The 13,021-nt window shown below is 68.4% G+C and carries 14 protein-coding genes; 12 read left to right on the plus strand and 2 right to left on the minus strand.

The features are described from left to right. Positions 1 to 77 precede the first annotated feature (77 nt). From ACOCMH_RS10735 to ACOCMH_RS10780, 10 genes are all read left to right on the plus strand, one after another. Positions 78 to 632, plus strand: a complete 555-nt coding sequence (locus ACOCMH_RS10735; RefSeq protein WP_427308431.1) for a hypothetical protein — start codon at positions 78 to 80, stop codon at positions 630 to 632. 340 nt (positions 633 to 972) lie between these two features. Then, positions 973 to 2,400, plus strand: a complete 1,428-nt coding sequence (locus tag ACOCMH_RS10740) for a hypothetical protein (protein WP_427306958.1) — start codon at positions 973 to 975, stop codon at positions 2,398 to 2,400. 123 nt (positions 2,401 to 2,523) lie between these two features. Further along, positions 2,524 to 3,504 (plus strand): ABC transporter substrate-binding protein, encoded by a 981-nt coding sequence (locus ACOCMH_RS10745; protein WP_427306959.1) that lies wholly within the window; start codon positions 2,524 to 2,526, stop codon positions 3,502 to 3,504. Positions 3,505 to 3,730: 226 nt separating this feature from the next. After that, a complete protein-coding gene (tauA, locus tag ACOCMH_RS10750; RefSeq protein WP_427306960.1) occupies positions 3,731 to 4,738 on the plus strand; it encodes a taurine ABC transporter substrate-binding protein in 1,008 nt (335 codons plus the stop codon). Positions 4,739 to 4,819: 81 nt separating this feature from the next. Then, on the plus strand, positions 4,820 to 5,596 hold the full coding sequence (locus tag ACOCMH_RS10755) for a taurine ABC transporter ATP-binding protein (RefSeq protein WP_012355630.1): 777 nt from the start codon (positions 4,820 to 4,822) through the stop codon (positions 5,594 to 5,596). A 10-nt stretch (positions 5,597 to 5,606) separates the two neighbouring features. Beyond that, entirely contained in the window at positions 5,607 to 6,482 is an 876-nt protein-coding gene (locus ACOCMH_RS10760; RefSeq protein WP_427306961.1) for an ABC transporter permease subunit, read from the plus strand. Between the two features lie 91 nt (positions 6,483 to 6,573). Continuing rightward, positions 6,574 to 6,909, plus strand: a complete 336-nt coding sequence (locus tag ACOCMH_RS10765; protein WP_427306962.1) for a hypothetical protein — start codon at positions 6,574 to 6,576, stop codon at positions 6,907 to 6,909. Positions 6,910 to 7,007: 98 nt separating this feature from the next. Continuing rightward, positions 7,008 to 7,676, plus strand: a complete 669-nt coding sequence (locus tag ACOCMH_RS10770) for a ProQ/FinO family protein (RefSeq protein ID WP_427306963.1) — start codon at positions 7,008 to 7,010, stop codon at positions 7,674 to 7,676. A 243-nt stretch (positions 7,677 to 7,919) separates the two neighbouring features. Continuing rightward, complete coding sequence (locus tag ACOCMH_RS10775; protein WP_427306964.1) at positions 7,920 to 8,261, plus strand: hypothetical protein; 342 nt, start codon at positions 7,920 to 7,922, stop codon at positions 8,259 to 8,261. Between the two features lie 64 nt (positions 8,262 to 8,325). Then, positions 8,326 to 9,333, plus strand: coding sequence for a ribonuclease Z (locus ACOCMH_RS10780; RefSeq protein WP_427308432.1), 1,008 nt, complete (start codon positions 8,326 to 8,328; stop codon positions 9,331 to 9,333). 30 nt (positions 9,334 to 9,363) lie between these two features. Here the strand turns inward: ACOCMH_RS10780 and ACOCMH_RS10785 are convergent, their stop codons facing one another. Beyond that, the gene (locus ACOCMH_RS10785; protein WP_427306965.1) at positions 9,364 to 10,503 is read right to left on the minus strand and encodes an acyl-CoA dehydrogenase family protein; all 1,140 of its coding nucleotides are present in this window, start codon (positions 10,501 to 10,503) and stop codon (positions 9,364 to 9,366) included. Continuing rightward, the gene (locus ACOCMH_RS10790) at positions 10,496 to 11,713 is read right to left on the minus strand and encodes a CaiB/BaiF CoA transferase family protein (protein WP_427306966.1); all 1,218 of its coding nucleotides are present in this window, start codon (positions 11,711 to 11,713) and stop codon (positions 10,496 to 10,498) included. Before ACOCMH_RS10790 ends, ACOCMH_RS10785 begins: the two co-directional genes overlap by 8 nt. 86 nt (positions 11,714 to 11,799) lie before the next feature. Here ACOCMH_RS10790 and ACOCMH_RS10795 point away from each other — a divergent pair, with 86 nt between their 5' ends. Next, positions 11,800 to 12,726: a LysR family transcriptional regulator gene (locus ACOCMH_RS10795; RefSeq protein WP_427306967.1), complete on the plus strand. Its 927-nt coding sequence runs from the start codon at positions 11,800 to 11,802 to the stop codon at positions 12,724 to 12,726. Positions 12,727 to 12,783: 57 nt separating this feature from the next. After that, positions 12,784 to 13,008, plus strand: a complete 225-nt coding sequence (locus ACOCMH_RS10800; RefSeq protein WP_427306968.1) for a DUF3820 family protein — start codon at positions 12,784 to 12,786, stop codon at positions 13,006 to 13,008. Positions 13,009 to 13,021 lie beyond the last annotated feature (13 nt).

A 13,021-nucleotide genomic window follows, 5' to 3' on the forward strand; every position in this document is an offset into this window, starting at 1 on the left:
CAATCGCGGGGCAAGAAAGCCTTAGAATCCTGCCACCAACCCGATTCCTTACCGTGACAGCCCTTTCCCGCCTCAAGATGAAGCCGTTTGCCTTGTTCTGCGCCGCACTGCTGGCCTCCGTTTCCGTCCACGCCGCCACCACCGCTGCCCAGCCAGAGGCGGCCGGCAACACTGCGGCGCCCCTTGGGCTTGAGCTGGGCAAGGCCAGGTGCTCGCGCCTGGCGCCGCCGCAGAATCATGCAAAAACCGGCACGTCCGAGTGGGCCGGTGGCGACACGGTCGAACTGAAGCACCTGGAACGCTTCCATCTGCCGGGCCTGACGCGCGTGGTGCTGAACTGCGACGCCCAGGATGCGGTGGCGCTGATCACCATGACGTTCGAACGCCCGGCACTGGAAGACGTACGCAAAAAGCTGGACGAACGCTATGCCGCCCTGCGCAAGACCGAAGGCGCGGCCGAGAACGGCTACGCCGAATGGAGCGCGGCCAATGGCAGCCTGGAACTGCTCTACGGGCGCGACAGCAAGCACTTCACCGTGGCTTACTGGGCCAGGGGTGCCAAGGCCCGGTACTTCGCTTACAGCGGCGGCGGCAAGAAGCCCGCGGCGCCGCCCCAGCCGGCCCCGCTGTAAGGGCGGGCCTGCGGCGCGGGCTGCCTGGTGCTGTCGCCGCGGGCTTGCGGGAGCCGAGATCATCACTGCCGCGCCTGGTTGCACAGCGCTGGTGATTGTGCCCGGCATGCTGGATTCCTTTGTAAGGACGCCGCCGCGTCGCCTATCCTGTCCAGTGCGGCGAAAGAAAATCCGCGCAGCGTTCAGAACAGACTGAAAAGAAGAAGGGGAAAGTCCCCCAAACGGGTTGCGCCACCCTGCTGGCGCTTCCCGTGCGTTTGCCTTGGCCTAGTCACGGGGTGAGACGATCGCACACGAGCTTGTTGGGGGCTCATGGGCGGGGTACACCGTTGACGACAACATGACAGACGAATTCCTGTTCAGTAAGCCGTTCACGTTTCTCGCCTGCGCCGGCATGACGGAAGTCAGGGACGGCATCGAGGCACTGGAAGCGCTTCCGGGCCATTTGTTCTGGCTCGAGAACGAAGATTTCATACGACGGGTCTATGTGCCCGATTTCCTCGAGCAGAGCCGCGCCGCGCTCGAGGCGGCGATGCCGGGCGGCCAGGCGCTGATCGACGCCATCGCTCCGGAGATGCGGCGCACCGCGGCCGTGTTGCCGGCCCTGCGGCGCCTGTCCGCGGAACAGGCCGCGGCGGCCCACTCATACTGCTACTGGGCCTATTGCGCCGACGTGGTCGGACGCGCCCAGGGCATTCCGCGCAGCGCTATCGCACGCCAGTTCGAGCGCGCCGTGGCGCCGCGCGACGGCGCCCACAAGCTGCAATGGCTGTGCCCATGCTGCGGCGGGCGGGCCCACTACCAGGTCGACGGCCTGCTGGCGACGCAGCGCCCCGTGCGCCAGGGCGGCTTTTCGCTGGAATGCGCGCATTGCGGACACCAGGAACGGCTGTATGCCGGCTTCCTGCACGCCGGCCGGCTTGAGTGCCGCTGCGCCCTGTGCACCGGTTTTGTCCAGTCCCTGGCCGGCCAGCTGGCCCGCGCCGCACGCAAGCTGTGCGCCAGCCTGGAGGACTACGCCTGGATGCACGCGGTGGATACCGCCGCGGAAATCGGCGAACTCAAGGATGCGTCGCTGCAACGGCTGGCACACGGTGACAAGCCGTCCGCCAATGCGATGGCGTTTGCCGCGGCCGTCCAGTCCGGCGAGGCCCGCACCATGCCTGACCTGCTGGCCCGCATCGACCCCACGCTGGAAAGCCGGCTCGACAAGAACCCCCGGGCCTGGGCGCTGCTGTGCGAGCTGCTGGGCGAAGGCGTGGTCGACGGCGAATGCACCATCTATGACCACGACGGCCGCAAGCACGTGGCGCTCGAGATCGCCTTGCTGGAAGACGACCCGACGCTCGACGGCGGCACGGCGCAGGGCTATCTCGAGACGCTGCTGCGCGGCTATCCGCCCACCGAGACGGAGGCCTTCGTCGCCTGGCTGACGGCACTGAAGCGGCTGCGTCTTTGCACCGGCAGGTTCAATGCGGCCGTCGACGTGACGTGGAAGCCCAACCTGGAGCACTGCCGCATCCTGACCGCGCGCTGGCTGCAGGGCACCGCGCCGTCGTCGCCATTGTCCCCATCGGCGCCGCTGGGCGCGCACGGCAGCGGCGGGTGGCCCCCGCCAGCGCAGCGCGCCCGGGCCTCGGAACGGCCGGTGTATCTCGACGCCGAACTGGAAGCCGTGCAGCTGCTCAAGTCGCTGGGCTACATCCTGCTCAGTCCGGAAGACATCCGTTCGCAACGGGATCCCGCCGAGTCCACCGGACTCGATTGAGGCATGGCGGGCGCATGCGGCCCGCCGCGCGTAGCACGCATATCGAATCGCGGATTAATTCGTTGGTGGCCGGGCGCGGGCCGCGTACGTTCGGGGGTCCTGATATCGATCACCCCGTACGCCATGACCGCTTCCCGACGCCAGTTCCTGCGCCGCGGCACCGCCGCCACCGCCGCCCTTGCCTATGGCCCCACCCTTGCCTTCACCACCCTTGCCGCCGGCCATGCGCACGCGCAGGGACGCCAGGTGCTGAAGGCCGGCGACCAGAAGGGCGGCCTGCGCGCCCTGCTCGAATCCGCCAACGCGCTCGAGGGCCTGGGCTACGACATCCAATGGACCGAGTTCCCCGCCGCGGCGCCGCTGGCCGAGGCGCTGAACGCGGGCGCGGTCGACAGCGGCCCGATCGGCGATGCGCCGGCCATCTTCGCGCTGGCGGCGGGCACGCGCATCAGGCTGATCGGTGCGAACCGCTCTGACCCCTACGGCACGGCAGTGCTGGTGCGGCCCGACTCGCCACTGCGGCAGGCAGCCGACCTGAAAGGCAAAAGCATCGGCACCAACCGCGGCTCGATCGGACACCTGATCGCGCTCAAGGCGCTGGAATCCGCGGGGCTGAGGCCTGAGGACGCCAACCTGCGTTTCCTGCCGCCCGCGGATGCCAAGCTGGCGCTCAGCAGCGGCTCGATCGATGCCTGGGCGACGTGGGAACCCTATACCGCGATGGCGGAAACCAGCCAGCACGCACGCGTGCTGGTCAGCGGCCGCGGGCTGTGGTCAGGCCTCAGCTACCTGGCCGCGACCGACACCGCGCTGGCGAGCAAGCGCGCGGTGTTGCAGGATTTCCTGCACCGCGTGGTGCGCGCGCAGCAGTGGTCCTATCAGCATGTGCCGGATTTCTCGGCAGCGCTGGCCCGCATCATCGGCATCTCGCCGCAGGCGGCGCGGCTGCAGTTCGAGCGGCGCCGCACGCAGTGGCGCCCCATCGACGCCGCACTGATCGCCGAGCAGCAGCGTACCGCAGACTTCTACCTGAAGGCCGGCCTGCTGCGGCAGCGGCTCGATGTGCGGCAGACCTTCGACTCCGGGTTCTCCCTGAGCGCCTGAGCGCCGAAGCGCCTCTGGCGCGGCCCCGACGCGCGCCGCAGCCGGTACAGGAATTCCATGATTGACGCCGCCCCGCGCCACCGCTCCCCGCGGCCCGGCGCGGCCTGCGCGCGCGCGGCCGGTTCTGGTCCCAGCGAATCCCGGCAACTGGTCCTATAGGCCCGGAATCGGGCTCACCTATAAAGCCGTGACCCCCAAACCCATTTCTCATCCGAGGAGCACAACCATGCGGTGGATCAAGCAGATCGCGATGTATTTCGCCCTGGCGGCGGCGCTGGCGCCGGCCGCACAGACCGTGCAGGCCCAAAGCAAGAATGTAGTGATTGCTTACCAGGACATGGTGGTGCCCTGGCGCTATGCGCAGGACATGAAGGAACTGGAAAAGCAGACCGGCTATACGGTCTCGTTCCGGCAGTTCGGCGGCGGCGGCGACGTGATCCGGGCCATGGCCTCGGGCCAGATCGCCATCGGCGAAGCGGGCACCTCGCCGATCGCATCCGCCCTGTCGCAAGGCCTGGATGTCGAGCTGTTCTGGATCCTCGACGACATCAACGCGGCTGAAGCCATGGTCGCGCGCAACGGCAGCAAGATCGCCAGCATCGCCGACCTGAAGGGCAAGCGCGTTGGTGTGCCGTTCGTGTCGACCACGCACTACCACACGCTGGTCGCACTGGAGCGCGCCAAGATCAATCCGAAGGACGTGCGTATCGTCAATATGCGCCCGCCCGAGGTGGCGGCCGCATGGGAGCGCGGCGATATCGACGCCACCTTTATCTGGGACCCGGTGCTGGCCAAGCTCAAGCAGTCCGGCACGGTGCTGACCACCTCCGGGCAGATTGCTGCCGACACCGGCAAGGCCACTTTCGACGGCATGATCGCCAACAAGAAGTTTGCGCGCGAGAACCCCGAGTTCATGGTCAAGCTGGTGCGCGTGCTGGCCGCCGCGGACGAGAACTACCGCAAGAACAAGGCAGCCTGGACCGCGGACTCCCCCATGGTGAAGGCCGTGGCCAAGATCTCGGGCGCCAAGCCCGAAACCGTGCCCGCAAGCATGGCGCTGTACAGCTTCCCGACGCTGCAGGAGCAGGTCTCCGAGCGCTGGCTCGGCGGCGGCGCGGCGCGCGCGCTGCAGTCGGCGGCGCAGTTCCTCAAGGAGCAAGGCACCATCCAGGCCGTGCTGCCGGACTATGGTCCGGGCGTCAACGCGGAATGGGCCAAGCGGGCCTTGCGCTGAGACCGCGCCGCGTCACTGAAGCCGGCCGCCGCACGCTGTTTGCAGCGCGGCGGCCCAGCAAGTCCTGTTCGGGGAGCCATCATGTACCAACTCGAAATCGATAATGTCAGCGTCAATTACGGCACGGCGGGCGGCGCGAAGACGCTGGCCCTGTCGCAGGTCAACCTCACCATGGAGCGCGGCGACTTCGTGGTCGCGCTGGGGGCCTCGGGCTGCGGCAAGACCACCTTGCTGTCCTGCATCGCAGGCTTCATGGAGCCGTCGGAAGGCGAGATCCGGCTGAGCGGCAAGCCCGTGCACGGCCCCGGCGCCGAACGCGGCGTGGTGTTCCAGAAGCACGCGCTGATGCCCTGGCTCAGCGTCGAGGACAACGTAGCGCTGGGCCTGCGCCTGCGCGGCGTGGCGCGCGCCGAGCGGCTGCGCATCGCCCATGAAAAGCTGGCGGCGGTCGGGCTGGAAAGCGTCGCCGCCAAGCCGGTCTACCAGTTGTCGGGCGGCATGCAGCAGCGCGTGGGGATTGCGCGCGCGCTCGCCTGTGATCCGGCGGTGATGCTGATGGACGAGCCGCTGGGCGCGCTCGACGCGCTGACGCGCGAGTCGATCCAGGCGCTGATCCTGAAGCTGTGGGCGCGCGAGCAGAAGATCGTCTTCTTCATCACGCACAGCGTGGAAGAAGCGCTGTTCCTGGCCACGCGGCTGATCGTGATGACGCCCTCGCCCGGGCGCATCGCGCATACCTATGAACTGCCGTTCGCACGCCGCTTCATCGAATGCGGCGACGCCCGCGCGGTCAAGTCCGACCCGGAATTCATCCGCTACCGCGAAGAGATCGTCGACCTGATCCATGCCACCGCCTGAGGAGAAGCAGATGTCCGCTACCGTCCAACGCATCGAACCGCCGCCGCATGCGCCCGCCGCGACAGCGGCCGCGCCCGCGCGCCCCATGAAGACCGTGTCGGGCTACCGCCTGCCTGGCGAAGGCTCGAGCTCGCGCATTTCCACCATCACCGTGGTGCTGCTGCTGGCGCTGTGGTGGCTGGCCAGCCATCTGCGCTGGCTGCCGCCGCTGTTCCTGCCCACGCCCGAGTCCATCGTCACCGCCTTCATCGATGCCTGGCAGGGCAACCTGCAGGGCGGCCAGCCGCTGACCGAGCATTTCGCCGCCAGCATGCTGCGCGTGTTCGGCGCCTTTGCGCTGGCGGTCGCCACCGCGGTGCCGATCGGCGTGATGATGGGGGTATCGCGCATCGCCCGCGGCATCTTCGATCCGCCCATCGAGTTCTACCGCCCGCTGCCCCCGCTGGCCTACCTGCCGCTGATCGTGATCTGGTTCGGCATCGACGAGACCTCGAAGGTGCTGCTGATCTTCCTGGCCTGCTTCGCGCCACTGGCGATGTCGGCGCAGGCGGGCGTGCGCTCGGTCACCATCGAGCAGATCAACGCGGCCTATTCGATGGGCGCAAGCCCGTGGCAGGTGGTGCGCCATGTGGTGATTCCGGCGGCGCTGCCCGATATCCTGACCGGCATGCGCATCGCCATCGGCTTCGGCTGGACCACGCTGGTCGCCGCCGAGATGGTCGCGGCCACCGCCGGGCTGGGCCAGATGGTGCTCAATGCCTCCAACTTCCTGCGGACCGACGTGGTGATCATGGGCATCGTGCTGATCGGGCTGATTGCCTATGTGTTCGACCTGCTGATGCGCAAGCTGGCCAAGTGGCTGGTGCCCTGGAAGGGACGGATGTGAAGTTGGCGCCGCCGGTCCCGTTCTGCGGGGCCGGCAGGCGGTAACATGGCGGGACTCTCGCCGGAGCGGATCCGGCATCCCGCCACCTGCCATGACCCGCTGTTCTCCCTTCGCTCGCGCTTGCCTGGTCGCCGCCGGCCTAATCTGCCTTGGCGCCGCCCGGGCCTCCGACATCGACTGCGACCCGGCCGCCACGCCAGCCTCCGCCACCCAGGCGCAGCGGCTGATCTGCGAATCCGCCCTCTTCTCGATGGGCTACCAGCGCATCCACGCCGACCAGCAACGGCTGCTGAAGGCGGGCGCGATCACCGCAGCCGATATCGCGGCGTTCCGCAGCAAGCGGGATCAGTGCGGGACGGCCGCCTGCCTGGATGCGGTGTTCCGCGAGTGGCGCGCCTTCGCCGCCCAGGCCCATGCCCGGCCTTAGGCGCCGCATCCGGCGCATGCGCCCGATGCCGCCGGATGCGCCAGATATGCTTGCGGCCCGGCCTTGATACAATCCCGGTTCACACAACGGCAGACATCATGGGCTTCGAACAACTGGCAGCACTCAGGGACCAACTCGCCAAGAAGGCGGCCGCCGAATCACCGAAGGGCGAACGCAAGGGCCCGCGCAAAGGCGCAGGCAACGGCGCGTCCAAGGGCGCGCCCAACCGCCCTCGTGACGGCGAACGTACCGGCGCGGGTGCAGACGCGCCCACGGGCGCCAAGGGCCGCCGCCCGGCCCCGGCTGCCGCGCAGGGCAAGCCGGTCGATCCGGTGGTGCATTCCATCGCCCGGCTGCAGAAGCACTTCCCCAAGGCCTTCCCGAAAAACCCGGCGCCCAAGGTGCCGCTGAAGATTGGCACCTTCGAAGACCTGACCCAGCATGCGGCCAAACTCGCCCTGAGCGAGGCCGAGCTACGTGAAGCGATCCGCACCTGGTGCAGCGGCACGCGCTACTGGTCATGCATGGTCGAAGGCGCCAAGCGGCTGGATCTGGAAGGCAACGAGGCCGGCATCGTCACCCTGGCCGACGCCAAGCGCGCCCAGCAACTGAAGGCGCGCCGCGCCGGCGGTGCCCGTCCCGCGAAAGCCAAACCGGCCGCGGCGGCCGCCCCTGCCACCGCGGAAACGCCGGTAACGCCTGAAACACCCGAATCGCCTGCAACGTCCGCAATGCCTGCCACGCCTGAAACGCCCGCCACGCCCTGAGTCCCGCAGCCGGCCCCTCTCCGGGGCCAGCACCGCCTTGTGTGCGCCGGTTCGCGGAGGTTAAATAGACTGGCCGCAGGGCAGCGTTGAAGTCGCGCCTGCGTCGCGGGTGCGTCGCGTGTGCCAGCACAGCAGCTTGCCCGGCACGCCCAGGCAATCGATGGCAGGCTTCACGTACTACCGGCCGGGTTGCCGTCGATTCCGGGTGGCACGCCGGCCACTACCGCATGGAGGTGGCATGCCATGAAGCCTCGTCAGGGTCCACGGGAATGGCGCCGCTTCTATATCCTTGACGAGAAGAACCGGCCGATACAGGTGGCCGACCATGATGAATGGTCGCGCTGGATGTCGGAGAACGACCTGGTATTCCGTCGCACGCTGCTGGAGTCATCCGGCGGCATGGTGACAACCCGGTTCCGGGGCGTATCGGAGGCCGCACCGACGGACACGCCCTTGTTCATCACGCGCGTGAGCGGACTGGCCGGGCAGGACAATGCAAGTTATGGCGCGCAGACGCTCGAAGCGGCGCTGGAAGAGCACGAACGGATCGTGCAACAGCTGCTTCGCCAGCTATCCGGCCGCTGACCGGCTGTCCGCACAAACGCGCATCGCTACCTGAGCCCTGGTGCCGGTCGCGCCGCGAATGATCATGCGCCCCTTGCTCGAGGCCCGCCTCGTCAACGATGCTTTCGGCGACCCGGGACTGTTCATAGAATTCGCCGACGAACGGCGCGCGCTGCTGTTCGACCTGGGCGACATCGCCCGGCTGATGCCGCGCGACCTGATGCGCGTGTCGCATGTCTTTGTCACGCATGCGCACATGGATCATTTCTCCGGCTTCGACAAGCTGCTGCGGGTGCTGCTCGGGCGCAAGCCGCGCATCGTGCTGGTCGGCGGGCCGGGCTTCGTGGCACAGGTGGAGCACAAGCTGCTCGCCTATACGTGGAACGTGGTGCATCGCTACACGACCGAACTGGTCATTGAAGCGGTCGAACTTGGACTGGACGGGCAGATGCGGGGCGCCGGCTTTTCCAGCCGCCATGGCTTTGACAGGGAGGACAAGGCACCCGCCGGAATCACCGGCGATATCGTGCACGACGAGGCGACATTTCGGGTGCGTGCCTGCTTTGTCGATCATGGGATTCCATGCCTGGCATACCTGCTGGAAGAAAAGGCCCGGCTCCGCATCGACAAGGAACGCCTGGCCGAATCCGGCCTGACCACCGGCGCCTGGTTGCGCGAACTCAAGCATGCCGTCTTGACCGGGGCAGCCGCCGATGCACCGGTCCTGGTGCAGTGGCGGGACCGCAGCGGCGATCATGCGACGACGCGGACAGTCGGCGAGCTAAGCCGGCTGATCCTGGAGGTCCGGCCAGGCCGGCGCATCGGCTACGTGACCGACCTGCGCTATACCAGCGCCAACGTGCACGCGCTGTCGCAACTGATGCCAAACGTCGACCAGCTTTTCATCGAGAGCGTGTTTCTGGAAGTCGACCGGGCGCACGGCCTGCGCAAGCACCACCTCACTGCTGCCCAGGCCGGCCGGATCGCGCGCCGCATCGGTGCCCGCGCGGTGGTCCCGTTTCATTTCTCGCCCCGCTACCAGGGGCGCGCCGATGAACTGGCTGCCGAAGTGCGGGATGCCTGGGCACCGTGAGCGCCTGCGCCGTTGGCGATCCGGCGGCGCCTAAGCCAGCACCGCGCGCGCGATCACCGTCCGCTGTATTTCCGACGAGCCCTCGTAGATGCGCAGGATGCGCGCATCGCGCACCAGCCGCTCCAGCGGCATTTCACGCGTGAAACCATAGCCGCCGTGGATCTGCAGCGCGGCATCGGTGACAAACCCCACCATCTCGGAGGCATAGAGCTTGGCCATCGACGCCTGCTCGGTAAAGGGTTCGCCATCCCGGCGCCGCGCCGCGGCCTGCAGCGTCAGCAGCCACGCCGCCTCCAGCCGCGTGCGCATGTCCGCGAACATCCATTGCAGGCCTTGCTTGCGCGCCAGCGGCTCGCCGCCCACCTGGCGCTGCCTGGCCCAGTCCACCGCGCACGCCAGCGCGGCCTCGGCGATGCCCAGGCTGGTGGCGGCCACGTCGAGGCGGCTGTTGTCCAGCACCTTCATCGCGGTGCGGAAACCGGTGCCCTCGGGACCGAGCCGGTTGGCGGCCGGCACGAAGCAGTCGAGCGCCACCTCATGCGCCGGGGCGCCGTGGATGCCCATCAGTTTCTCGGCCTGCGCCACTTGCACGCCATCGCTGTGCCGGTCCACCACGAAGGCGCTGATGCCGCGCGTGCCGGCGGCCGGGTCAGTCTTGGCATACACCACGATAAAGTCCGCGGCATCGGCATTGGAGATGAAATGCTTGACCCCGCGCAGCCGGTAGCCATCGCCTTCCGGCGTGGCGCGCGTGGCCATGTCGGCCGGGTTGGAGCCGGCGCGCGGCTCGGTCAGCGCGAAGGCGCCCAGCCGGGTGCCGGCCGCCGCGTCGGGCAGCCAGCGCGCGCGCTGGCTGTCGTCGCCGCCGATCAGGATGGAATCGGTGGCCAGGTAATGCGCGCCGAGCATCGATGAGGTCGAGGCACAGGCCCTGGCGATCTCCGCCAGCGACAGGATCAGCGCCACCGGCGAAGTATCCGTCCCGCCCCAGCGTTCCGGCAGGTTCATCCCCATCAGGCCGAGTTCGGCCAACTGCGGCACATAGCGCGTGGTAGACGTCTCCGCGCGGTCCACTTCGGCCGCCTTCGGCGCCAGTTCGCTCTGCGCGAAGCGGCCGATGGCATCGGCGATCTCCAGGTCGCCCGGCTCGACGCCCAGTCGTTTAAGCATGCTGTGTCTCCTTGGTGAAATCGTGCGCGGCCAGGATGGCCTCGGTGTGCTGCCCCAGCGCCGGCGCGGGCGTGACGCGATTGGGGCCATAGCCCGAGAACTTCACCGGCTGCGACGGCAGCCGCACGGTGCTGCCATCCGGCCCGGCCACTTCGGTCAGCAGGCCGCGATGGACGGCATGCTCGCTTTCCATTGCCTGCCTGACATTGCGGATCGGGGCGACCGGAATGCCCGCGGCGCCCAGCAGGCGGTTCACCTCGGCGACGGAACGGCCCGCCGACCACGCCTCCAGGCCGGCGCGCAGTGCGGGCTCGAAGCGGCAGCGCGATTCGTCATCGGCAAAACGCGGGTCGTGCGCCATCTGCGGGCAGCCGATGGTCTCTGCCAGCGTATGGAACAGCTTGTTGTTGAGCACCGCCACCACGTAGAAGCCGTCCGCGGCGCGGTATACGCCGAACGGCGCGGACGAGGGATGCCGGTTGCCCACCCGTTGCGGCGCCCGCCCGGTGGCGGCATAGCGCGCGACCAGCGTGGCGCTCAGGCTCAGCGTGGCGTCGAACATCGACACATCGACATGCGTGCCCCGGCCGTTCTTCTCGCGCGCCAGCAGCGCGGCCAGCACGCCCCATGAGGCAAAGAGGCCGCTGACCACATCGGACACCGCCTCGCCGAGCATGGTCGGGGCACCGTCCGGCGCGCCAGTGGCGTCCATCAGCCCGCACATCGCCTGCAGGATGATGTCGTAGGCGGGCCGGTGCGATTCCGGCCCGGTCTGGCCAAATCCCGACACGCTCGCATAAACCAGCGACGGATTCAGCGCCCGCAGCGCCTCGTAGCCGATGCCGAGCTTGTCCGCCACGCCCGGACGGAAGTTCTCCACCACCACGTCGGCGCGCGCGCACAGCGTGCGTGCCAGTTCCAGGCCAGCCGCCGTCTTCAGGTCGATCACGATGCTCTGCTTGTTGCGGTTCATCGCCGAGAACAGTCCGCTGCGGCCGTCGACGAAAGGACCCACGGCGCGATAGTCGTCGCCGCCGGGCGGCTCGATCTTGATCACCTCGGCCCCCAGGTCGCCCAGCAGCGCCGTGCAATAGGGGCCGGCCAGCACCCGCGAAAAGTCGATCACGCGGATGCCGGCGAGCGGCAGGTCGGAATGGCTGGAATGGCTGGAATCGTCCAAGGCTGGCTCCTCGATGGCTGGCAAGCGCATGGGCTTGCGTTTCAGTGGCTCGATTCTGCGCAGCGCGACCTATCAAGTAAAATATGGAATTCGACTAGCACCTATAGGATTTCCTGATGCGTGTCTCGCTGCGGCTGTTGCGCTACTTCGCCGCCACCGCGGAAACCGGCAGCACCACCGCCGCGGCGCGGCTGCTCAACGTCTCGCAGCCGTCGATCTCCGTCGCCATCCGCGAACTGGAGACGCTGTTCGACGAAGCCCTGTTCGCCCGCGACGCCGGCGCGCGGATGACCCTGACCCGCTTCGGCGTGCGCAAGCTGGCCGAAGCGCGCCAGATCCTCGGCGCGGCCACCGCATTTGAAGTCGACAAGAGCGGCGACGGCGCCGCCGGCGAAGTGCAGATCGGGGTCTTCCGCACGCTGGCGCCGGTCTACCTGCCGGTAGTGCTGCGCCTGGCGCGCGAGCGCTATCCGCGGCTGGCGGTGCGTTTTGTCGAGGGCGACCTGGCGCAGCTGGAAGACTGGCTGCATGGCGGGCAGATCGAACTGGCGCTGAGCTACGACGTCGGCATGCCCGATGACCTCGAGCGCGAACTGCTGGCCGAACTGCGGCCCTACGGGCTGGTGCCCGCGGGCTCGCGGCTGGCCCGGCGCCGGGGCGGCCTCTCGCTGCATGAACTGGCGCAGGAGCCGCTGATCCTGATCGACCTGCCCCACAGCCGCGAATTCCTGATGGCGCCGTTCTGGCAATACGGGCTGCAGCCCGAGGTACGCTACCGCGCCACCTCGCTGGAACTGGCGCGCGGCATGGTGGCCAACGGCCTGGGCGTGGCACTGCTGATCACCCAGGCGCCGGCATCATCCCAGATCACTGCCGTGGTGGCAAAACCGATACGGGAAGACACCGTGCGCCAGCCGCTGGTGATTGCCCGCGCGGCGCGCGCAAGCCGGTCCCGGGCCTCCGAACTGCTGGCCGAGTGCGTGCGCGCCGCCGTGGCCGAAGCAGCGGCCGCAAGCGCCCCGCCGCGCCCACGCACTGCCTGAGCCCGCGCTCGCGGCCGCGTCTGTGGTAGCGTGGCGCTTTCCGACTGGCTCGCTCCCATGACCGATTTCGACGCAGACGCCCTGAAACGGCTGGTCACCGTCACCATGCCCTTTGGCAAGCACAAGGGCACGCTGATCGCCGACCTGCCGGGCAACTACCTGAACTGGTTCGCGCGCGAGGGCTTTCCGCCGGGACAGATCGGTGCGCTGCTGGCGCTGATGCATGAACTGGATCACAACGGACTGTCGCATTTGCTGAAGCCGTTGCGCGGGCGGGCATAGCCCCCGCAGGCGA

Source organism: Cupriavidus sp. H39, assembly GCF_050271075.1.
Taxonomy (GTDB): Bacteria; Pseudomonadota; Gammaproteobacteria; order Burkholderiales; family Burkholderiaceae; genus Cupriavidus; species Cupriavidus necator_B.